This is a genomic window from Peribacillus frigoritolerans, from assembly GCF_001636405.1.
Classification (GTDB): Bacteria; Bacillota; Bacilli; order Bacillales; family DSM-1321; genus Peribacillus; species Peribacillus frigoritolerans.
The window spans coordinates 803292-825000 of record NZ_KV440950.1 but is presented as its reverse complement, the minus strand read 5'-3'; the positions used below and the strand labels follow the sequence as shown (position 1 = coordinate 825000).

20 protein-coding genes and 1 tRNA gene (1 of these 21 running past the window's edge) are annotated in these 21709 nt (G+C 41.7%); 11 read left to right on the top strand and 10 right to left on the bottom strand.

Going from position 1 to position 21709, the window contains the following annotated elements:
- On the top strand, positions 1–135 hold the 3' portion of the coding sequence (locus tag A6755_RS03975) for a hypothetical protein (RefSeq protein ID WP_034310479.1). The gene continues 51 nt to the left of window position 1, outside the view; the window shows 135 of its 186 coding nt (coding positions 52–186); its start codon lies off the left edge, out of view; it ends in the stop codon at positions 133–135.
- Positions 136–167: 32 nt separating this feature from the next.
- Here A6755_RS03975 and A6755_RS03970 read toward each other — a convergent pair whose 3' ends face one another.
- Entirely contained in the window at positions 168–1067 is a 900-nt protein-coding gene (locus A6755_RS03970; RefSeq protein ID WP_063592421.1) for a DMT family transporter, read from the bottom strand.
- 151 nt (positions 1068–1218) lie between these two features.
- Here A6755_RS03970 and A6755_RS03965 point away from each other — a divergent pair, with 151 nt between their 5' ends.
- The 3 genes from A6755_RS03965 to A6755_RS03955 all read left to right on the top strand — a co-directional run bounded on the left by A6755_RS03965 (position 1219) and on the right by A6755_RS03955 (position 3875).
- Entirely contained in the window at positions 1219–1926 is a 708-nt protein-coding gene (locus A6755_RS03965) for an MgtC/SapB family protein (RefSeq protein WP_057277968.1), read from the top strand.
- Between the two features lie 516 nt (positions 1927–2442).
- A complete protein-coding gene (locus A6755_RS03960) occupies positions 2443–3471 on the top strand; it encodes a beta-propeller fold lactonase family protein (RefSeq protein WP_084737394.1) in 1029 nt (342 codons plus the stop codon).
- 331 nt (positions 3472–3802) lie between these two features.
- Positions 3803–3875, top strand: a tRNA-Ala gene (locus A6755_RS03955).
- A 236-nt stretch (positions 3876–4111) separates the two neighbouring features.
- On the opposite strand, the gene A6755_RS03950 is transcribed toward A6755_RS03955, so the two are convergent.
- From A6755_RS03950 to A6755_RS03940, 3 genes are all read right to left on the bottom strand, one after another.
- Positions 4112–5314, bottom strand: coding sequence for an aminotransferase-like domain-containing protein (locus tag A6755_RS03950; protein ID WP_063592419.1), 1203 nt, complete (start codon positions 5312–5314; stop codon positions 4112–4114).
- 208 nt (positions 5315–5522) lie between these two features.
- Complete coding sequence (locus A6755_RS03945; RefSeq protein WP_063589829.1) at positions 5523–5894, bottom strand: MmcQ/YjbR family DNA-binding protein; 372 nt, start codon at positions 5892–5894, stop codon at positions 5523–5525.
- 24 nt (positions 5895–5918) lie between these two features.
- Positions 5919–6314, bottom strand: coding sequence for a VOC family protein (locus A6755_RS03940; RefSeq protein WP_063589828.1), 396 nt, complete (start codon positions 6312–6314; stop codon positions 5919–5921).
- Between the two features lie 237 nt (positions 6315–6551).
- Between A6755_RS03940 and A6755_RS03935 the strand changes: the two genes are divergently transcribed.
- Positions 6552–6782 (top strand): helix-turn-helix domain-containing protein, encoded by a 231-nt coding sequence (locus A6755_RS03935; RefSeq protein WP_063589827.1) that lies wholly within the window; start codon positions 6552–6554, stop codon positions 6780–6782.
- 324 nt (positions 6783–7106) lie between these two features.
- Here the strand turns inward: A6755_RS03935 and A6755_RS26895 are convergent, their stop codons facing one another.
- Positions 7107–7271 (bottom strand): hypothetical protein, encoded by a 165-nt coding sequence (locus A6755_RS26895; protein ID WP_161784866.1) that lies wholly within the window; start codon positions 7269–7271, stop codon positions 7107–7109.
- 387 nt (positions 7272–7658) lie between these two features.
- On the opposite strand from A6755_RS26895, the gene A6755_RS03925 reads away from it, so the two are divergent.
- From A6755_RS03925 to A6755_RS03910, 4 genes are all read left to right on the top strand, one after another.
- Positions 7659–8576 carry a proline dehydrogenase family protein gene (locus A6755_RS03925; RefSeq protein ID WP_063589825.1) on the top strand — a complete coding sequence of 306 codons (918 nt, stop codon included), beginning with the start codon at positions 7659–7661 and terminating at the stop codon, positions 8574–8576.
- Positions 8577–8633: 57 nt separating this feature from the next.
- Complete coding sequence (gene pruA, locus A6755_RS03920; RefSeq protein WP_063589824.1) at positions 8634–10175, top strand: L-glutamate gamma-semialdehyde dehydrogenase; 1542 nt, start codon at positions 8634–8636, stop codon at positions 10173–10175.
- 167 nt (positions 10176–10342) lie between these two features.
- Positions 10343–11812 (top strand): sodium/proline symporter PutP, encoded by a 1470-nt coding sequence (gene putP / locus A6755_RS03915; RefSeq protein WP_063589823.1) that lies wholly within the window; start codon positions 10343–10345, stop codon positions 11810–11812.
- A 130-nt stretch (positions 11813–11942) separates the two neighbouring features.
- Positions 11943–13163, top strand: a complete 1221-nt coding sequence (locus tag A6755_RS03910) for a PucR family transcriptional regulator (protein ID WP_034310461.1) — start codon at positions 11943–11945, stop codon at positions 13161–13163.
- Between the two features lie 159 nt (positions 13164–13322).
- On the opposite strand, the gene A6755_RS03905 is transcribed toward A6755_RS03910, so the two are convergent.
- A complete protein-coding gene (locus A6755_RS03905; RefSeq protein ID WP_034310457.1) occupies positions 13323–13742 on the bottom strand; it encodes an RrF2 family transcriptional regulator in 420 nt (139 codons plus the stop codon).
- 307 nt (positions 13743–14049) lie between these two features.
- Between A6755_RS03905 and A6755_RS03900 the strand changes: the two genes are divergently transcribed.
- Positions 14050–14520 carry a cysteine dioxygenase gene (locus tag A6755_RS03900; RefSeq protein ID WP_063589822.1) on the top strand — a complete coding sequence of 157 codons (471 nt, stop codon included), beginning with the start codon at positions 14050–14052 and terminating at the stop codon, positions 14518–14520.
- A 97-nt stretch (positions 14521–14617) separates the two neighbouring features.
- A complete protein-coding gene (locus A6755_RS03895) occupies positions 14618–16054 on the top strand; it encodes a 4-hydroxyphenylacetate 3-hydroxylase family protein (RefSeq protein WP_063589821.1) in 1437 nt (478 codons plus the stop codon).
- A gap of 55 nt (positions 16055–16109) precedes the next feature.
- Here the strand turns inward: A6755_RS03895 and A6755_RS27880 are convergent, their stop codons facing one another.
- The 4 genes from A6755_RS27880 to glpK form a co-directional block, all read right to left on the bottom strand.
- Positions 16110–16226, bottom strand: coding sequence for a sugar diacid recognition domain-containing protein (locus A6755_RS27880; RefSeq protein ID WP_283866677.1), 117 nt, complete (start codon positions 16224–16226; stop codon positions 16110–16112).
- A 107-nt stretch (positions 16227–16333) separates the two neighbouring features.
- Positions 16334–17788, bottom strand: a complete 1455-nt coding sequence (locus tag A6755_RS03890) for an alanine/glycine:cation symporter family protein (protein ID WP_063589820.1) — start codon at positions 17786–17788, stop codon at positions 16334–16336.
- Positions 17789–17991: 203 nt separating this feature from the next.
- Positions 17992–19644 carry a glycerol-3-phosphate dehydrogenase/oxidase gene (locus tag A6755_RS03885; RefSeq protein ID WP_063589819.1) on the bottom strand — a complete coding sequence of 551 codons (1653 nt, stop codon included), beginning with the start codon at positions 19642–19644 and terminating at the stop codon, positions 17992–17994.
- Between the two features lie 572 nt (positions 19645–20216).
- Positions 20217–21707, bottom strand: coding sequence for a glycerol kinase GlpK (gene glpK / locus A6755_RS03880; RefSeq protein ID WP_063589818.1), 1491 nt, complete (start codon positions 21705–21707; stop codon positions 20217–20219).
- Positions 21708–21709: the final 2 nt, after the last annotated feature.

The window sequence follows — 21709 nt, the reverse complement described above, 5'->3', positions numbered from 1 at the left end:
TTATTCAGTACCGCTTTTTATGAAGCCATCAAGTTCAGTAGAGAAAAAGGCAAGGTGAATGGTACGACTTTTTTATTCAGCTTTACTTTCGCTTTGATTTTCACACGGATCACCTATTTGTTTCATCCATATTAGATAAAAGCAGTAAGTCGGAAGACTTACTGCTTTTATACGGAGACTTGCGCCTCTTTATGTTCCTTGCTTTTCTTTTCATCCTTTAAGAACATCATCAAACCACCCAATATGATGGTACCTCCAAGGACCTGTGTCCAGAGTATCGGTTCATCTAATATGAAGTAAGCCAGAATTGTCGCTCCCACCGGTTCGAGCAATATTCCCATCGAAAGCGTCGATGTGCTTAACCATTTTAGTGACCAATTGAATAAAGAATGTCCTAATAAAGTCGGGAAAATGGCAAGCAAAACGAAATAGATCCAATCGGAAGCAGGATAAGGCGCCAATGCCTCTCCCTTGAAGATCACATAAAAAAACAAGGCGACGGCACTGATTGCATACACGACAAATGTATATGTTATAGAAGAGATGCGTTTTCGGACATTTTGACCAAATAGTAAATATCCGGTTACGAGCGCACATGCGACAAGCGAAAGAATATCTCCCCAAAGCGCCATGCCGCTGATTCTCAAATCACCCCAGCTAATTACAAGGCTGCCTGCTATCGCAATGATGCCGCTCAATATTGCCTTCACTGAAAATCTTTCTTTAAAAAACAGGTGGGCTCCGGCAAAAGCGAATAAAGGCTGGAGGGTTACAAGGACGGTTGAACTTGCGACCGATGTGTAATTAAGCGATTCAAACCATAAGATAAAATGAAAAGCCAAAAACACTCCTGCCGCAATCGAATACAGCCAATCCTTTTTTTCAATGAATTTAAGTTCATGACGGTATTTCACCATGAAAACCGGCAACATAAGAAGGACGGTAAATAATAAACGGTAAAAGGCGATAACACCCGATGGAGCGGTCGCCAATTTAACAAGGATGGCCGAAAACGATACGGATGCCACGCCGATTGCCAACGCTACATAGGGATTCACTTTTGGCATTTGCACTTAGATTGCTCCTTTCAACGGAATTACGTTACATAGAACTCTATTCTACTATGTTAAAATTATTAGGGTAGTTTTTTTTGAAAAACGGGTATATGGCAACAGACGATTTTATTCTTCGATAATAATTCGGAAGTGGTGAAACAAAATGGAATGGACATTCGACCCTCAATCGGAACTGCAAATCCTAATCAAATTGGGGATTTCAGCTCTCCTTGGACTAATTATCGGCCTAGAGCGAGAAATGAAACGAAAACCCGTTGGATTAAAAACAAGCCTGGTCATTTCAATTGTCAGCTGTTTATTAACGATCGTTTCCATGGAATCCGCTTATAAATTCCCGGGTAGCGAAGACGTTAATATCACAATGGACCCCTTGCGTCTTGCGGCCCAGATCGTTTCCGGCGTCGGTTTTATAGGTGCTGGCGTCATTCTCCGGCGTGACAACAACAGCATATCCGGTTTAACGACAGCCGCCATCATCTGGGGAGCGGCGGGAATAGGGATTGCCGTTGGAGCTGGTTTTTTTCTCGAGGCCATAGCCGGCGTCATCTTATTGATCATTAGTGTGGAATTGGTGCCCGCAATCGTTACCTGGCTCGGACCGATGAAGTTACGGCAAAAAGAAATCTTTCTGCAGCTGGTCGTACAAAATAAAGATGACATTGCAATCGTACTGAAAAAAATCAAAGACGAAAAAATATTCATCAAAAATCTCAGAATCAAAGATGTGGCAAATGACAACCACCTTTTGACCCTTAAAGTTCTGGTCGATCACAAAGTCAGAACATCGGAAGTGTATTACACCGTCTCCAATCTTAAGGAAATTGCACGGGTGGAGATCGAAAATGTATAAAATTAAAGGCCGTTTGACTGCACTCAAACTAAAAGGGGTTGGGAATTAAACATTCCGAACCCCTTTTGAAATTCTCCTCAACTTTCCTCCATACCTATACGAGTCCACTCCGTTAAACCATTTTTGACCCCTTGGCAGTCCAGTTGGGCATCAATTAATGGCTAAGTCTTGCCTGCTTAAACCAATCGCAACTTCCACAATCCTCAGTTTTTATCTCCAGCATCAGAATCTAATACATATATATGGACATTTACTATCATCCATCGGTCAGGGAGCAAGTCTAGTGTTACGTGACTTCACTGCGGCCTAATCCATCATTCATCTAAGGGTCTGCTCTATACATTTATTATAATCGCAAAATGACCAAACCGATATCCTGCTCTATACGTTTATATATAGTGAAAGGACGAACTCCGGCTTGACTTAAACATTTTAAAGGAAGGTGGTCAGGACAACCCGTATGATATTGACAGGGATATAAACCATTATCAAGAAAATAATTTCCCGAGGTGAGTGATGTTAAAAAAAATGAAGGTGAAAAGTATATGGATACCCTTACTATTTGTGTTTTTCATACCAAATGTAATAGGTGCTTCTTCTATTAAAAGTAAAAGCCCAGAGTTGGCGACAGGCTTTGACACCCACATCACCAACAATTCCCTTGCCGTAAGTCCGGATGAACAAATAGCGATTGTCTCGGATAGCCGTGAACAATCCATCCTGGTCTATGATCTTACCAGTGGCAAGTTGCGTAAAAAGATCGACGGCTTCGGTTCACCGAGAAACATCGTGTTTATTGATGGCGGCTCAGAGTTCATCGTCTCTGACAGCACTCTCGGTACAATTCGTTTTTACAGCTTAAAAAGCTTCACCTTGAAAGATGAAGTTGTCGTTGGTCCAGGTGCATTCGGGACTGCTGTCAGTCCGGATGGCAAGACATTGTATGTGAACAATCAAGCACACAATTCCGTCACGGTTGTGGATCTGGAAAAACGAAAACCGATTGACGTCATTACCGGTTTCGCCCAACCAAGGCAAGGCATTAAAGTCTCTTCGGACGGAAAATATATCTTTGTCACGAACTTTCAAGGTGATAAAGTCACTATCGTTGATGCCGCCACCAAAAAAATTATTCGTGAAATAACAGGGTTCTCCAGTATTCGCGGAATCTCGATTACCGCTGATGGAGGAACATTATATGCAGCCAACAGCGGACGCAACAGCATTTCCGCAGTGGATACGCTAGATGGTAAAGTAAAGGGTGAAATCAAAGTGGGACGCGAGCCATATGGCGCTGTTCTATCTCCTGATGATAAACTCCTTTTCGCAAGCAACAAAGCTGATCATACGATTGACGTGATCAATGTCGCTGATCACCGCATAGTTAAAACAATTGGGGGGTTCAAAGAACCAAGGCAAGCAATCGTCTTTAGTCAGGATGGGGATCAGGCTTATGTATTAAACCGGGATCTCTCCATTGCCCGTGTTGATGTTAAAACATACACCATCACGGATATAATTCAGGATAAGCAAAAAAAATACTAGAATCTGATGAAGCACATGATAAATGAAAAAATAAACCCCAGAGATAGCTTAACATGATCTCAAATTCAGTTTATTCAGTGAGACAGCTGGCTCCAGCTCTCATGTGAAAGAACCTTCTTCAATCTCGTTGGTTTACTGGTAATCTTTTGCGGCAGGCCTTTTACATCCAATCGTATAAACAAAAAATCTTTAGGTTTACGTGATTCATCACGTCTATAGTCTGATCCGTTTGACTACACTCAAACGGGTTTTTTATCATTTTTGCAAAAATCTCATATTTTATATTGACTTTTCACCAAAATCCGATAAAATAATTATTGTACCTCAATTCGGGGCATTAGCTCAGCTGGGAGAGCGCTACGCTGGCAGCGTAGAGGTCAGCGGTTCGATCCCGCTATGCTCCATTTCCGAAAACCCTTGATATATCAAGGGTTTTTTCTTTTTGTCAATTTGTCCACCACTGCCCCCTAATATTTCCTTCAAGCATTGCGATAAAATTTTCATGCTTTTTTTTAACGTAATGTATGTGCCTTTTTCCTCTCTCATGGTCGGAATCATATTTTTGCTTTTATAATAAAAAACCTACCTCCTTAAGGAAGCAGGCGTACAAATACATCGAAATAACTTATAGATTAAAAAATTAACAATCCTTCAGGACACTAGATGCGATAAGCTGTCCTAGTCTTCGTATTCCCTCGATCATTTCTTTCTCATTGGCATAACTGAACGAGAGTCGGAGAAACTCAGTTCCATCGTTTTGATCCAAGAAAAAGTATTTCCCTGGAACATATGAAACACCATCAGCCAGAGCCTGTGATAATAACAGCGATGTATCCGCTCCTGGAATTCTCACCCATACAAAGTAACCGCCATCTGGAACATACCAGGAAACGGATTCTGGAAGGAATTGTTCCATCGAATGGATTAACGCAGTGCATTTAGAACGATACGTATTTTTTAAAAGGTCGAGCCGTTTCCCAAAATCGGTGTTTTCTAAGTATACAGCCATTGAACTTTGAGCAAACGGATGGTCTAAATCTTTTTTAAACCACTCAAAAGCCTTGATGAATTCACTTTCTCCCGCTATCCATCCAATCCGCATTCCTGGCGCAACAACCTTGGATAATGACCCGACTTGCAGGACTCGCCCGCATTTATCAATAGATTTTATTGGGACCGGATTTTCATCGAAGGATAATTCCCCGTATGCATCATCCTCCAGAATGAGGAAATCATACTCGATGGAAAGCTCCAATAAATGCTCCCGGCGCTCATTTGTCATAGTCGTTCCAGTTGGATTTTGAAAAGTTGGGATTGTATATAAAAAACGCGGGAGGGTTTGACCTGTGCGTTTCCTTTCATCCAGCATTTCCTTTAATCGGTATGTTTGGAGTCCCTGTTCATCTATAGGTATACTAATAATCCGTTTCGTATAGTTTTGAAAAATCTCCAAAGCCTCCATGTAGGTGGGAGACTCTACCGCTACAACCGCTTTATCATCAAGAAGAACGCGGGCAATAAGATCAATCCCCTGGCAAGCTCCCGATGTAACCAAAAGCTGTTCTTCCAAAACGCAAATTCCACGCTCTGCCAACCTTTTCTGGATTTGCTTCTTTAGTCTTGGAATTCGCGGACTTCCGAGATAATGGAGCGGCAAATCCCGCTCCTCATCAAGAAGTCTGGCTACTGCTTCCTTAAGCTCCTCAGCAGGAACGAGAGCAGGATCAGGATAGCCTGAACTCAAGCGAATACAACCATCTGGCAGATCTGGCATCCATGCACCGGGCGGATCATTCTTAAGTGCCGCTTTAATGTTCTCAGAAAAAAAAGATTCAACATTCACTTCAACCAAACACCTTTCCTTCAATCAAATCTTGATTGATTCTCGCAATCTTTAAAGTTAGCTGCTTATTATAAGATACAAATCTTAACCTACTATTAATTTTAAACGTTCTTCTGATGAGGGACAACAATCCCTCTCTTTATATTTTCCAAATCCGGAGTCCCTCTTACACGTAAAAAATAAAGAAAGGCAGATCGTCCGCCTTTCTTCACTTTGTATTCAACTCATTCCATTTCTTTACCATACGTTTCGGTGCCGCACGTAAATAACCTTCTTGAATTAGAGAGGTCAATTCATCCCAGTCTTCCCTATCCGGATTTTGAATGGAAACCCAACCGTGACGTCCTATATATGGGGTTTTGAAATATTTCTCTTTCTGTAGCAATAATTCTTGAGTTTCTCGATCTGACTTGAATGACAAGTTGAACCCTTTCTCGCTTTCACCAGAAATCATGAAGGATTTTCCATTGATTTTAAAAGTATTGTGACCGAAACCATCAATATGTTCAACAGCTTCCGGCAGTGCAAGACAGATATTGCGTACATGATCAAGCATGGCTTCCGTGTATAGTGATTCCATGTTTTAATTCACCTATTATCCACTCTATTTTGCATTCACATCGGGTTGATGAATTCCGAAAGTATTGCCTTCGGGATCGATATAGTATCCTTGCCAAGCCATTCCGGGCAGGGCAAATTTGGGCATTGCGAGCTTGCCGCCATTCTCAATGATTTTAGCTTCCGTTAAATCGTAATTTTCCACGCCAATGGTACACGCAAATGCATTTAACGCTTGGTGTGTTTCCGGCGGAGCACTTTGACGCTGCATCAAAGCACCATCGATGCCATGTTCATTCTCATCGCCAGTCACTGCTCCAAAGTAAGGCATCCCTGCATAACCACTCCAGTCTTGAAATGACCATCCGAACACCTCTCCATAAAACGTCTTTGCCCGTTCCATGTCGTTCACATGAATTTCGAAATGAACTATTCTTCCCATGATTTCCTCCTAAGGTACATATGAATTAGCCATTCATTTACATTATTCAGTCTGTGTTCGCTGCCTATTTATTATTATAATTTAAATGGAAATAAATTCAAGGAAATTGAAGCTTCATCATACAACCAACCCGGGAACCGCTTTTCAACTTTGTATCCCAATCATTTGCGAAACTATGTGTATATTTTTGTGAAAGCTGGACGAGACTGCTAGTAAATCATTCTAGGAGGTTATCAAATGTTTAGATTCGGGAACAGAAAGCCGCGAAGCAAGGTCGGTAAATTAATCGATAAGCACGGATATACCCAAGAGGAGTTTGTAAGTGCGTCAGGAATCTCACGCAATACGATAAGCAGGGTTTGCAGCGATCCAAGGTATGTGCCGTCAGCCGGGGTTTTAAAGAAAATCATGAAGGCGGTTCGAAGTATAGATGCAGGCGCAAAGGCAGATGACTACTTTAATTTGTAAACAAAAAGGCCTGGCTTATGGCCGGGCCTAAATGTATTTTTCAATTCTTGTTCATACTCTCCTATCCATGCTCCCAAAATCCAAGCTTTCCTTTTGGAAATAACCTTCATTCCAACGCCCCAGCTTTTCAAAGTTCAGCTGAGATTCAATGACATCCCCTGAATTAAAATCCCCCACTTCCATTAGGAGCGGGGGATTTTCTTCATTCTAAGCTGATATGTTTATATTCGGGGCTCTTTGTCCCTTTTAGACAAACCCTGCAGGGATTTCTTTAAACAAGGGCTAGTTATCGATTAGGGACAAAAGGTATGTATTCCGCTTGAGCTATTTTCGGCCGACCATTTTCTTTATGAACTGAACCACAGGTGACACGATGGATTCATGTACATTCGTAAGGGCATAACCGATCAGACCCAAAATTACCAGGGCCATTATTAATCCTACTATCAATCCCGATGTTTCTCTAAGTTCTTCAAGTACAGCATCCATTCATTATCCTCCCCGGCTTGCCGATGCACTTATTTTTACGGTTTTTCACCGATTTCACGTCTGAAAGCTTCATTTATCGTCTTTTCTTCGAACATTGACCGATTCAGTTAAATAAGGTTCATTATAACGCATTGGATGATTATGGTCGAGCTTCCACTTTTAAACGCGTTCATATTAGTCCTAATCACTATAAAAGCTTTACCTCTAGCGTTTCTTTTTAAGTCAAAAGATAAACCTTCATTAGAACTGCAGAAATGTAAACCTTTTCATTTGTCCAAAACCGACAAAGAAATGACAGAATTATTGTTTTTTAAGAACATTGAGAATATTGTCGAAAAACCTTAAGCTTAATTTAAGAAATACATCTTCTTAGGGGGTGCGCTTTATATGGAAGCCATTACAAGGGACTTTTTCTTATTTTTATCTAAGAATAACCTGCTTAATAATATTGCTAAAAAAAGCGGAGGAAATTTTGCTGCTGGAAAGATTATTGGGGGAACTGATTTCCAAAGTTCCATTAAATTCATTAAACAACTTAATAATAGCGGCTTGTCGGTTACAGTCGACCATCTTGGGGAATTCGTTGATTCCAAGGAAGTGACTCTGGAACGGACGGCAGAATGCATCGAAACCATCGAAATGATCAGCAGGGAAAAACTTGATTCACAGGTTTCTCTGAAAATGACTTCTTTGGGACTTGATATCGATCATAAACTAGTGATTGAGAATATGACGAAAATTCTTGATACAGCCGAAAAACATCAAGTCATGGTCACGATCGATATGGAAGATGAAGTTCGCTGTCAGGCAACAATCGATATCTTTAGACAGTTCAAAGAAAAATACAGCTGCATAAGTACTGTTCTACAAGCATATTTATTCCGCACAGAGAAAGATCTGGAGGACCTTGGCCAATATAAGCCATTCCTGCGTCTTGTAAAGGGTGCCTATAAGGAATCTCCAGAGGTGGCTTTTCCCGAAAAGGATGATGTAGACGAAAACTATAAAAAGTTGATTAAGCAAAGTCTTCTTAACGGAAATTATACGGCCATTGCCTCACATGATGACAAAATCATTGAATATACAAAAGAGCTGGCCAAGAAATATGACATCCCAAATACACAATTCGAATTCCAAATGCTTTATGGCATGAGGAACAAGACTCAATACGAATTGGTCAAGCAAGGTTACAAAATGCGCGTCTATGTACCATACGGTCTGGATTGGTATGGATACTTCATGAGAAGGCTTGCAGAAAGGCCATCCAATATTGCCTTTGCCTTCAAAGGGATGGTCAGAAGCTAAATATACTTTCAACATTATTAATTGCTACAAAAAATCTATTAAAAGGTGTGATTATCAATGATTTCATATAAACACGAACCATTTGTTGATTTTACAAACGAGGAAAACAAAAAAGCATATCAGGAAGCACTTCAAACTGTTGAGGGCTACTTAGGGCAAGACTACCCTCTTTATATCGGTGCAGAGCAAGTGACGACTGATGAGAAAATCGTTTCATACAACCCTGCAGATAAGCAAGAGGTCATCGGCCGCGTATCGAAAGCGAATAGGGACCTTGCTGAAAAAGCCATGCAGGAAGCTGTTACCGCTTTTGAAAGCTGGAAAAAAGTGAAGCCGGAAATCCGCGCTGACGTTTTGTTCAAAGCGGCTGCCATCATTCGCAGACGCAAGCATGAATTCTCTGCATTATTGACGAAAGAAGCGGGAAAACCTTGGAATGAGGCTGATGCCGATACAGCGGAAGCAATCGATTTCCTTGAATTCTATGCTCGTCAAATGCTTACTCTTAAAGATGGTGTGCCTGTTCAAAGCCGTCCGGGAGAATTCAACCGCTATGATTACATTCCATTAGGAGTAGGGATCATCATTTCTCCTTGGAACTTCCCATTTGCGATCATGGCAGGTACAGCTGTTGCCGCTATCGTTACCGGGAACACAATCCTGTTGAAACCAGCTTCCACTACTCCTATCGTTGCTGCGAAATTCGTTGAAGTGATGCTTGAAGCAGGCCTTCCAGCAGGCGTATTGAATTTCGTTCCAGGAAGCGGAGCAGAGGTCGGCGACTACTTGGTCGATCATCCTAAAACACGTTTCATCTCCTTCACAGGTTCACGTGATGTAGGTCTGCGCATTTACAAACGTGCTTCTGAAGTGAACGAAGGCCAAATTTGGCTGAAGCGTGTCATCGCTGAAATGGGCGGAAAAGATACAATCGTCGTCGACAAAGAGGCAGATCTTGAATTGGCTGCTCAATCGATCGTTAAATCTGCATTTGGCTTCTCTGGACAAAAATGTTCTGCTTGTTCCCGTGCTGTCATCGTTGAAGATGTATATGATCAAGTTTTAGCTCGCGCTGTTGAATTAACAAAACAACTTACAGTTGGTAATCCTGTAGAAAATCACTTCATGGGACCGGTTATCGACCAAGCGGCTTTTGACAAAATCATGAGCTACATTGAAATCGGGAACGAAGAAGGACGCATTATGACTGGCGGAGAAGGAGATAGCTCTAAAGGCTACTTCGTTCAACCGACAATCGTTGCTGATGTCGATCCGCAAGGCCGCTTGATGCAAGAAGAAATCTTCGGACCAGTCGTTGCCTTCACAAAAGCCAAGGACTTTAACGAAGCACTAGAGATTGCCAATAACACTGAATATGGTTTGACTGGGGCTGTCATTACGACAAATCGCCTTAACATGGAAAAGGCACGCGAAGAATTCCATGTGGGGAACTTGTATTTCAACCGCGGCTGTACTGGTGCAATCGTAGGTTATCAGCCATTCGGCGGGTTCAACATGTCAGGAACTGATTCCAAGGCAGGCGGACCGGACTACTTGCAGCTTCATATGCAAGCAAAAACAACATCCGAAACATTCTGATAATGTTCCATAGAGCAATTTTGAAGATAATTTGAAATCCCTATGGTTTCCGTATCCTCCATTCTGGATATGGAAACCAAAATGAACTTAAATGGAGGAAGTGACAAATAGGTTGCTTCCTCTTTTAAAACAAAAAATTATATATTTCATCACGAAGGGAGTCTTTTATGGATTACGCATTAATAATTTCGATCAGCATTTACATGGCCGGCATGCTTCTCATCGGTTACTTCGCATACAAAAGGACTTCCAATTTAAATGATTATATGCTGGGCGACCGGGGTCTTGGACCTGCTGTCACTGCATTGAGCGCCGGTGCCGCGGACATGAGCGGTTGGCTTTTAATGGGTATGCCTGGTGCCATGTTCGCAACAGGACTAAGTTCAATCTGGATTGTAATCGGTCTCACATTAGGGGCCTATATGAACTGGCTGTATGTTGCACCTAGATTGAGAACCTATACGGAAGTCGCCAATAACTCGATTACGATCCCCGCTTTCCTGGAAAATCGTTTTGGCGAGGGCTCACAGATCTTAAGGCTCATTTCGGCTTTGGTTATCCTCGTATTCTTTACCTTTTATGTTTCTTCCGGAATGGTATCCGGCGGAGTCTTATTCCAAAGTACATTCGGCCTTGATTACCATACAGGCCTATGGATCTTGACAGGCGTCACCGTTGCCTATACTTTATTCGGTGGATTCCTGGCAGTAAGCTGGACAGACTTTGTTCAAGGGATCATCATGGTTGTCGCCTTGGTTCTTGTACCGATCGTCACCCTTTTCCATGTTGGCGGTTTCGGTCCTGCGATTGACACGCCACGTTCCATTGATCCTGCTCTGTTGAATATTTTCACAGGGACCAGCTTTTTAGGAATCATCTCATTATTTGCTTGGGGACTCGGTTACTTCGGACAGCCGCATATCATTGTCCGCTTTATGGCGATCAGTTCTATTAAAGAAATCAAGAAAGCCCGTACTATCGGAATGGGCTGGATGATTTTCTCCAGTATCGGTGCCATGCTGACTGGATTCATCGGTATTACGTATTTCCATCAGAACAACCTGAAGTTAGCTGATCCTGAAACGATTTTCATAGAGTTAGGGGAAATACTATTCCACCCGCTTATCACTGGTTTCTTGATTTCAGCGATACTGGCAGCCATCATGAGCACGATTTCTTCGCAGCTTTTGGTTACGGCCAGCTCTTTAACGGAGGATATGTACAAAACTTTCTTCCGTCGTTCCGCTTCAGATAAAGAGCTTGTTTTCCTGGGCAGACTTTCCGTACTGGCCATATCCGTCATAGCGCTCATTCTCTCTTGGGAACAGAATGACACGATCCTTGGACTTGTCGGCTATGCATGGGCTGGATTCGGATCTTCATTCGGTCCATTGGTCATACTGAGCCTCTGCTGGAAACGGATGACAAGATGGGGCGCTTTAGCTGGGATGATCGTTGGTGCCGCTACTGTAATTTTCTGGTCGATGGCAGGATTATCCGATACGCTTTATGAAATGATTCCTGGTTTTGGCGCAAGCTTGATTGCCATCATCCTGGTCAGTCTTCTAACAGCGAAACCATCAAAAGCAGTAGAAGCGAAATTCGAAGAATTCGAAAAAACTTTAAAACAAAAATAAAACCCCTAAAAGGAACGGTATTTTTTCATATACCGTTCCTTCTTTGTTCTTGCCCCTATATACATCATTAGTTTAAAAGTATTATTAAACTAAGTTGTCATATACTTCAAAAAATTGCAGGGGGCCATATATGTCATTAGAAAAAATCCTGACACTCACAAACATCAACGATATAACGGATATGGTCAGCACTTATTTAAAAAAACCAGTCGTCATCGAAAATGACCAATTTTTATTGCTGGCATATAGTTCATATTATATCGAACACTTCGACCAAGCCAATCGGCAAACCATCTTCACAAAGCATTGGCCGATTCCAATCCTGGAAAAATTCATGGATGAGGGCATTGTCGAACAGCTTAAAACAGTGGAGCATCCCTTTAGGGTGAAACAAATCGAGGAAATCGGGTTAAATCAAAGGGTCGTTGTGAGCGCCGTTCATAAAGGACAGGTCTTCGGATTCATTTGGGTCCAAGAAACGGAAATCATGACTGATTCCGATCTGGAATTTTTACACGAAGTTTCCCATCATATCGGCAAGCTTCTTTATCAGAAAAAACAGATAAACATGAAAAAAGATGAAGAAAAAAATGAGTTTTATCAAAAGGTCATTGACGAAGTCTATCAAACGGAAAACCAAATAAAATGGGAAGCCGCCAATATGAGTCTTCTCATTCCGGAAACCTTCCTTGTCAATGTCTTTACCATCGCTCAATCAGATGCGGAACATTTCGATGAATTAGCTGATACAGTCAGTCTGTTCGCCAATGCGTTGAATCATTTTACCCATGTATTCACAAACCAATTGAAGATCATCGTCCTGATTGGCAGCAACGGAAAAGGGAAAGACCTGCTTACCGATAGCGCCAATGATTTAACGAATACCGTTCTTTCCCAATTCACTGACAAAAAGGTATTCCCGGGAATCGGAAATGAGTACTCTTCGATTCTTCAATTAAGAAAATCCTATCTCGAAGCCCTGGAAGTGATCAACGCAGCCAAATTCATCGGTGAACCCGAACAGCTTCCCTTCCAATATAGCAAGCTTGGGATTTTCCGTTACCTCGAAATGATCTCCAACCATCATACTAAAACGAATTATATCAATACGGATTTAGAAATTCTTCAAAAGAAGGACCTGGAAAGCCAAACCAAACTCCTTCAAACACTGGAAATATATCTCTTGAACAATTGCCGGATCAAACCGACATCGGAACAGCTATACATTCATACCAACACATTGAAATATAGATTGAATCAAATAACCGATCTCACCTCCATCGATTTTGATGACTTTCATTCGAGAATGCAACTATACATCGACTTACAGCTTATAAAGCAGAGATCTTAAAGAACGTCCCGTTTTTGAGTTCGGGTGATTCAATAAGCGAAGGAGAGAAGAAACGCGGCGAGGCTGCCAGTTTCTTCTCTCCTTCTACATTTTTGTACTTCTTTAATGCTTTTACCATATCAAGTTAATGTTTTTATATAATTTTTTTAAAATCGGTTACTATTTATACAAGTTTCCTTCCAAAAGATCTTTCAAAGTGGTATTATCCAGCAGTTCTGCCACTTGATCTCTAATCAGTGCCCAAAGAGGTTTCAATAAACAGTTATTATCTTCAAGGGGACAATATTCATATGCTGTAATGCTTACACAACTCATAGGGGCAAGCGGTCCTTCTAAGTCCCGAATTACGTTTCCAATGATAATTTCATTAGGCAACTCCTTTAAGGTATACCCTCCGCGGACTCCCCTTTTACTTTTTACATATCCGTGACTTTTCAAATGCAATAGAATTTGTTCGAGATATTGGGGAGACACTAATGTCTCATTCGCAATATCTTTAATCTGCATGAGTTCTTCTTCATTCTTTGCTAAAGCTATTAAAGCTCTTAATGCATATTCCCCCTTACTTGAAATCTTCATATGATGATCACTCCCACCATTACCCTTTATATCAGGCTATTTAATGAATGATGATTATATACGTGGAAATTTGTGACCATTTCATTCTTACGAGTGCACATCCATATCATTTATTCATACTATATTTCAGAAAGTCGACAAACTTCATCATGTTACTTTGGAATCAAGTTAAATCATTAAAGAGAAAGGAGTCGAAAGGTTTCAGATTTAATTTAACTATTAACCTTCTCAAAATAAAGGGACGAGTCCAGCTTCCTGACATTGAAAAAAAATGAACGCTATCTTATTTGTAAGGAGCCGAGAAAGAATGGGTTTTTTAGAGACTATCAAAAGCACTTTGGATAACTTACCCTCATATAATGAGGTTAATCTAGTACAAGCCGTACAATCTTTAAATCTAACATTTAATGAAGTTTCTAAGTATGTTACTGAACCGAAGGATTTAGAATACGGAAGAAATGTTATTTACAGATCCGAAAATGTCGAAGTAATTGTTATTCATTTACCTAGTATGGCCAAGACTTTAATCCATGATCATGGATTATCTATTGGATGCATTTTTGTAGTGGCTGGAGATTTTCTAAACGTATTATATAAATTAGAAGACAAAGCATCTTATCCTATTTATGATCAAGTCGAGGTGTTTTCCCAGCATGAAATCCTCGTTGTTAAAGAAGATACCATCCATATGATGTATAATCCCACACTTTCACCTGTTATTACATTTCATATATACACCCCACCATTAAAAGGCGGAACAACTTATCCTTCCCCATGAAACATTCCCAGGTTCATAACTGCCCAAATATATGAGCGGATCAAATAATTTAAGAATGTCATTTTCACAATTGAAAAAAAAATTACAGGAGGATGCTATGAATTCGCAAAGCCATCAATTTATTCAAAGCCTGCAAGACGGCAGAAATGTTTGGATAAATGGAACAAAAATTGATGTCACAACCGACGAGAACTTCATTGGTACATTACGTACGATTTCCGGTTTATTTAATATGATCGATGATCCGCTAATGAGAAACTTGGTAAGCTATCCTAGTCCCAAAACGAAAAAGTTCGTCCATTCAGCCTTTTTAGTTCCCCACTCTTATGATGATCTACTGCAGAGGAGGGTAGCTTTTGAAACTTGGAGCCAAACAACAGATGGTGTGATGAGCCGTTTATCAGACTATGCAAGATCAAGATTAACAGGATGGTATGCATCGCGAGAGGATTATAAAAAGTTTGATGCCCACTTTCCACATAAAATGAAAGCTTATTATGAAGAAGCAAGAGATAAGAACCTTTTTTTAAGTGTCGTCCAACGAGATCCCCAAATCAATCGGGCCAATCAATCCTTCAAAGATTTAAATGATCTAGGATTATTAAGAATTACAAAGAAGACGAGTGATGGTGTTTTCTTAAGTGGAGCCAAAATGATCGGTACCGCAGCACCATATTCGAATGATCTAATCGTTTATCCCCTCACAAACCTGAAAGAAGAACAAAAATCGATAGCTCATATGCTTATTGTTGCGGCCAACTCTCCCGGATTGCATATGGTTTGCCGGGAATCCTTTGCTGCAAATCAAATCAAAAAAGCAGATTCGCCTCTAAGTTCAAGGTACGACGAGATGGATGCTTTATTAATTTTTGATGATGTATTCGTCCCATGGGAACGTGTATTACTGTACGACAACCCAGATGCTTTGTTACAAATCAAATTAAATCCCGCATCAAATGGCTTAGCCTACCATCAAGCCATTGTACGATTATTAACAAAGCTTGAATTCGTTACGGCCATAGCTTGCGAAGTTGCTGAAGCAATAGGGGCCGATGTCTATCTGCATGTTCAAGAAAAAATAGGAGAACTACTAATCCAAGTCGAAACGATCAGAGCTTTATTGATAGCTTCAGAAAGGGAAGGAAAGCTAGATCAATATCAAACGTTCATCCCAAATTTCACATATATTGAAACAGCCAGAAACCTTGGGACCAAATATTATCCCCGTGCCATAGAGCTCTTGCAACTCATAGGAGCAGGGGGATTCATTCAAATTCCCTCAAGTGTCCAGGATTTTCAAAGTCCCTTATCCGATTTGCTGAAAAAATATTATAAAGGAGCGAATCTGGATGCAGAAAGAAGAACAAAACTATTTAAATTGGCGTGGGATCTTGTGGGGAGCCCTTTAGGGTCGAGGCATGAATTATATGAACGTTTTTACGCAGGAGATCCGATACGTAATATCGCTAATCAGTATAATAATTATGATAAAAAAAGATTTAAACAAATGTTGGAAAAGCATTTAGATGATTAATAGTTGGCGAAATCGGTAATTTGAAAAAGCTTGTTAAATAGTACAAGCTTTTTATTCATTCATCCTTTGAGTAAACACCAAGAACCATTCCGTCTTTATCCGTGATAAGTACATCATGGACGATTACTTCACTTGTTATGTTCACAATTTCTTGAGCTAATTTGGCTAACATATTATCCCCCCTGGTTATCGCAAAACCATGAAAAACCAGCTCGTAAATAACTTGAGCTGGTTTTTCATGTATCTTCTTCTATTAAATTAATTTAATAGCATTTTCCCTCAAGAAACATTTTCCTTGTCGCCGGTGTACTCACGCTCCCAAAAATCGGCGTTTTTTATGCCTAAAGCTTTTGGATTGAAAACCGGATCGATTCCTGCTTTCTTTTGCTTTTCGTAATCCTTTAACGTAATGAGCGCCGGTTTAGCAAGGATTAAAATGGCAATGACATTGAGCCATACCATAATGCCTAAACCTGCATCCCCTAATGCCCAAGCCAGCTCTGCCGTACGCACGGATCCGTAAAAACTGGCCGCCAGGATGATGAGCTTCAAGGCGAACATGGCCGATTTACCATTCCGGTTGCGCATTAAATAGGCGATATTGGTTTCAGCGATATAATAGTAGGCCATGATCGTCGTAAAGGCGAAAAAGAAAAGGGCGATTGCGACAAAGCCAGCACCAAAACCTGGGATTACGCTATCAATTGCCGCTTGTGTATACCCTGGACCAGGTGTTACATCTCCCAAATTATTGACGATAAATGAACCATTTTCCGCTTGTGTATTATACATGCCTGTAAATAAAATCATGAAGGCCGTAGCGGAACAAACGAACAATGTGTCGATATAAACCGAGAATGCTTGAACAAGACCCTGCTTTGCCGGATGTGATACTTCCGCCGCAGCCGCAGGATGAGCTCCTGTCCCTTGCCCGGCCTCATTCGAATAAACGCCGCGTTTTACTCCCCAAGCTATCGCCATGCCAATGATCCCCCCAAATGCGGAATCCAACCCGAAGGCACTTCTGAATATCAAAGAGATGACTCCTGGTAATTCTGTGATATTCATCAGAACGATGACAACAGATAGCAATATATAACCAAGGGCCATAAAAGGGACGATTAAGGTTGCAGCATTAGCTATCCGTTTTACACCGCCGAATATAATGAAGCCAAGTAAAAGGACAATGGCCAAACCAGTGAACACCGGTTTGATGCCGAATGCATTTTCCACCCCGGCAGCAATCGAATTGGATTGAACACCAGGCATCAGCACAGCCATGGCTATAAGTGCAGCGAATGCAAAAAGGACAGCAAACCACTTCACGCCCATTCCTTTTTCAATATAATAGGCTGGTCCCCCTCGATATTGACCGTCTTGTTTAACTTTATAAATTTGAGCTAAAGTGGATTCCACAAATGCACTGGCCGCTCCTATGAATGCTATGGCCCACATCCAGAAAACGGCACCGGGACCGCCAAAGGCGATAGCCGTGGCCACCCCTGCAATGTTACCTGTACCGACCCGACCTGAAAGGGCTATGGATAAAGCCTGGAATGAGGAAACCCCCGCTTCCGAACTTTTTCCTTGGAACATCAAAAGGACCATTTCCTTAATATGCCTCACTTGCAGGAAACGGGTCAAAATCGAGAATAATAAACCTACTCCCAATAAAATATAAATGACTGGCGAACTCCATAAAACCCCATTTAAAGCCGTAATAAAATCAGACAATCAATTTCCCCCTTTATAGTTTGAAAATTCTAATTTATCTTTTAATGATTATATTTCATCTTGATGGATTAAACAATAGTTTTTACGTAAGGAAACCTCACATACATATTTTTATTTTTCCACTTGCAAATACCCCGATAATCACATTCCGAATACAAAAAAACGCCAGCGATTCCGCCGGCGTCATGTTTTTTGCATATAAGTCAAGATACTTTAATCGCACCCAATATTTCCTGTTCCAATTGATTGGTTCTCTCCATTTTTGTTGATTCCGTCCATCCAAAATATCCAGCCATATAATCGATCACTGCATGTTTATGCGTTTGGACTAAATCGATATCGAATAACAGTGTCCCCGTCCTGCGGAAAAAGAAATCCACTGGGGTTGCGGCCATTTCATGATCAACTGCGTATTTCAGCTGTACGAACAATTTCTTTGGAAGACCGCTGTTCGCTCCTCCGTCTCCTTCGTTTTTGGCGATATCGAATAACACAGGTGCGTTGGACCCGTACATGGCCAATATCTCTTTGGCGTCCTTTGCAGCGAGCCCTGAGTCCACTCCCATTTGAACATGTTGCTTGATATAATCGGAGAAGTTGCTTGATCCTCCGACATCCCCTCCGGAAATCGGCATGCCTTTCGTGCTGCTGGCTGGATAAGCTTTATTGGATTGCTGGGCTAGCTTCCCTGCCAAAAGGTCGACCGTCGTTTTGGCCATTTTGCGATAACCGGTCAATTTCCCACCAGCAATCGTGATAAGGCCAGAATCGGACTCCCAGATTTCATCTTTCCTTGATATCTCAGAAGGATCTTTCCCTTCTTCAAGAATCAACGGCCTTACCCCAGCCCAGCTGGATTCGATATCATCATCCGTAATGTTCACTTCTGGAAACATATAATGTATGGACTTTAATAGATAGGCACGGTCTTCGGAAGTAACGGTCGGCACTGCAGGATCACCATCATAAAAAGTATCCGTAGTCCCTACATAAGCTTTACCGGCTCTCGGGATGGCAAAAATCATCCGGCCATCAGGCGTATCAAAATAAAGCGCCTGCTTCAACGGGAATCTCGATTGGTCGATGACCACGTGAACACCCTTGGATAACTTCAGCGTTTTCCCTTTTTTCGATTGGTCTTTCTCACGAATGGAATCCACCCACGGACCTGCTGCATTAATAACTTTGTCTGCGTATATTTCATAAGCATCACCTGAAAGCAAATCGGCCACTTGGACTCCGTTCACCTTACCGTTTTCATATAACAATTTATCTACTTTTGTATAATTTATCGGTGTTGCACCTTTATCGACAGCCGCCTTCATGACTTCAATCGTAAGACGTGCATCATCTGTCCGATATTCAACATAGTAGCCTCCGCCCTTCAGTCCCTCTTTCTTAACGAGAGGCTCCCGTTTTAGTGTTTCATCCGCCGAAAGCATTTTCCTGCGTTCAGATTTTTTAACCCCTGCAAGGAAATCATAGACCCGAAGCCCAATCGAAGTACTGAATTTCCCGAAGGTGCCTCCTTTATGCATCGGTAACAGCATCCATTCCGGCGTGGTCACATGCGGTCCATTCTCATATACGATTTCTCGCTCTTTACCAACCTCGGCAACCATTTTTATTTCAAATTGCTTCAAATACCGCAATCCGCCATGAACAAGTTTTGTCGAGCGGCTTGAAGTACCTGCAGCAAAATCCTGCATTTCAACCAAAGCCACTTTCATCCCACGGGTCGTTGCATCCAGAGCGATCCCTGCACCGGTAATTCCCCCACCAATGACAACCACATCAAATTTCTCTTTTCTCAGAGTTTCGACCGTTTCTTCCCGATATATATTTGAAAACCTCATGCCTGACTCCTCCTTTAAGTATTGCATTCTATTGTTTTTTGTATGAATTGGCGCTGATCACTCGTGAATTCTCACGATTTACTCATGAATTCTCACGGATTACTCGTGAATTCGAGGTTTACTCATGAATTCTCACGGTTTACTCGTGAATTCGAGGTTTACTCGTGAATTCGCGCTGTTTACTCGTGAATTCTGCACTTTTACTCGCGAATTTGCGCCATTTACTCGTGAATTCTCACGGTTTACTCGTGAATTCTGCGTTTACTCGCGAATTCACACGATTTACTCGTGAATTCTGCACTTTTACTCGTGAATTCACACGATTTACTCGTCAATTCTCCACTTTTACTCGTGAATTCGGTCATTATATTCAATTGGTTCATTTGTTCGCATAAGTTATATAGATATTAATATCCCTAATCTGCCATTAAAAACAAAAAAAGAGACCATAAATGCACATTATCGAATTAACGATAACGCATTCATGGTCTCTCCTGTTCTCCGGCCGAGTTATTAACTTAATTTCATTATAGCATACTCCAGCTCATTTGAGAAAGAATTCATGTTGTTTTTTATTTAAACGCCATAGCGGCATGTACGGCTTTCTTCCAGCCTTCATATAATTTTTCACTTTCTTGCTCTTCCATGGATGGTTTAAAGGTTTTGTCCACCGCCCATTGCCGGGAGATTTCTTCTTGATCCTTCCAATACCCGACAGCAAGGCCTGCTAAGTATGCAGCACCTAATGCTGTAGTTTCGTTTATGGTCGGCCTCTCGACGGGCACACGTAATAAGTCGCCCTGGAATTGCATCAAGAAGTCATTCTTGACTGCCCCGCCATCCACTCTTAATGTTTGCAGCTCGATTCCTGAATCCGCCTCCATTGCATCAAGGACATCCTTCGTTTGATACGCAAGTGATTCAAGTGTGGCGCGAATGAAATGTTCTTTTGATGTGCCGCGCGTCAAACCAAAAACGGCTCCCCGCACTTCGCTGTCCCAATATGGAGTTCCAAGTCCTACGAAAGCTGGTACCACATATACTCCATCCGTACTTTCCACCCGTTTTGCATAGTCCTCGCTGTCCTTGGCATCATGCAGCATCCGCAGGCCATCGCGGAGCCATTGGATGGCGGAGCCAGCTACGAATATACTGCCTTCAAGTGCATATTCGACCTTCCCATTCAAGCCCCAAGCAAGGGTCGTCAATAGTCCGTGTTCGGAGCTGACAGCCTTGGTTCCTGTATTCATGAGCATGAAACACCCTGTTCCATACGTATTTTTAGCCATTCCTTCCTTAAAGCAGGCTTGGCCGAATAATGCTGCCTGCTGATCACCGGCTGCCCCGGCGATCGGAATCGATTGGCCGAAGAAATGATATTCGATCGTACGTGCATATTCCTCAGAGGAAGGCCTCACTTCCGGCAGCATTGACTTTGGTACAGTCAATATCTCAAGCAGTTCTTCATCCCATTTCAGTTCATGGATATTGTACATCAATGTCCGGGATGCATTGGAATAGTCCGTTACATGAGCCTTGCCTCCTGATAGCTTCCAGATCAGCCAAGTATCGATGGTACCGAATAACAGCTTGCCTTCATCCGCCTTTTGCCGTGCCCCTTCCACATTATCGAGGATCCATTTCACTTTCGTTCCGGAAAAATAGGCATCTATCAACAATCCCGTTTTATCCCGGAATAAATCATTAAGTCCCTTTTCCTTCAACTCATCACAGATTCCACTTGTTTGCCTGGACTGCCATACAATCGCATTATAGACAGGCGTACCTGTTTCCTTATCCCAAACGACTGCCGTTTCACGCTGGTTGGTGATCCCGATACCGGCAATTTGCTCTGGCTTTACACTGGATTCAGATAGTACACCGGCGATCACCGCCAGGATCGATCCCCAAATCTCATTGGCATTATGCTCGACCCAGCCTGGTTTAGGGAAATGCTGTGTGAATTCCTTTTGGGAGGAATGGACGATTTCCCCCTTTTCATTAAATAAAATCGCCCTCGAACTTGTTGTTCCTTGATCTAATGATAAAATGTATTTTTCCATTG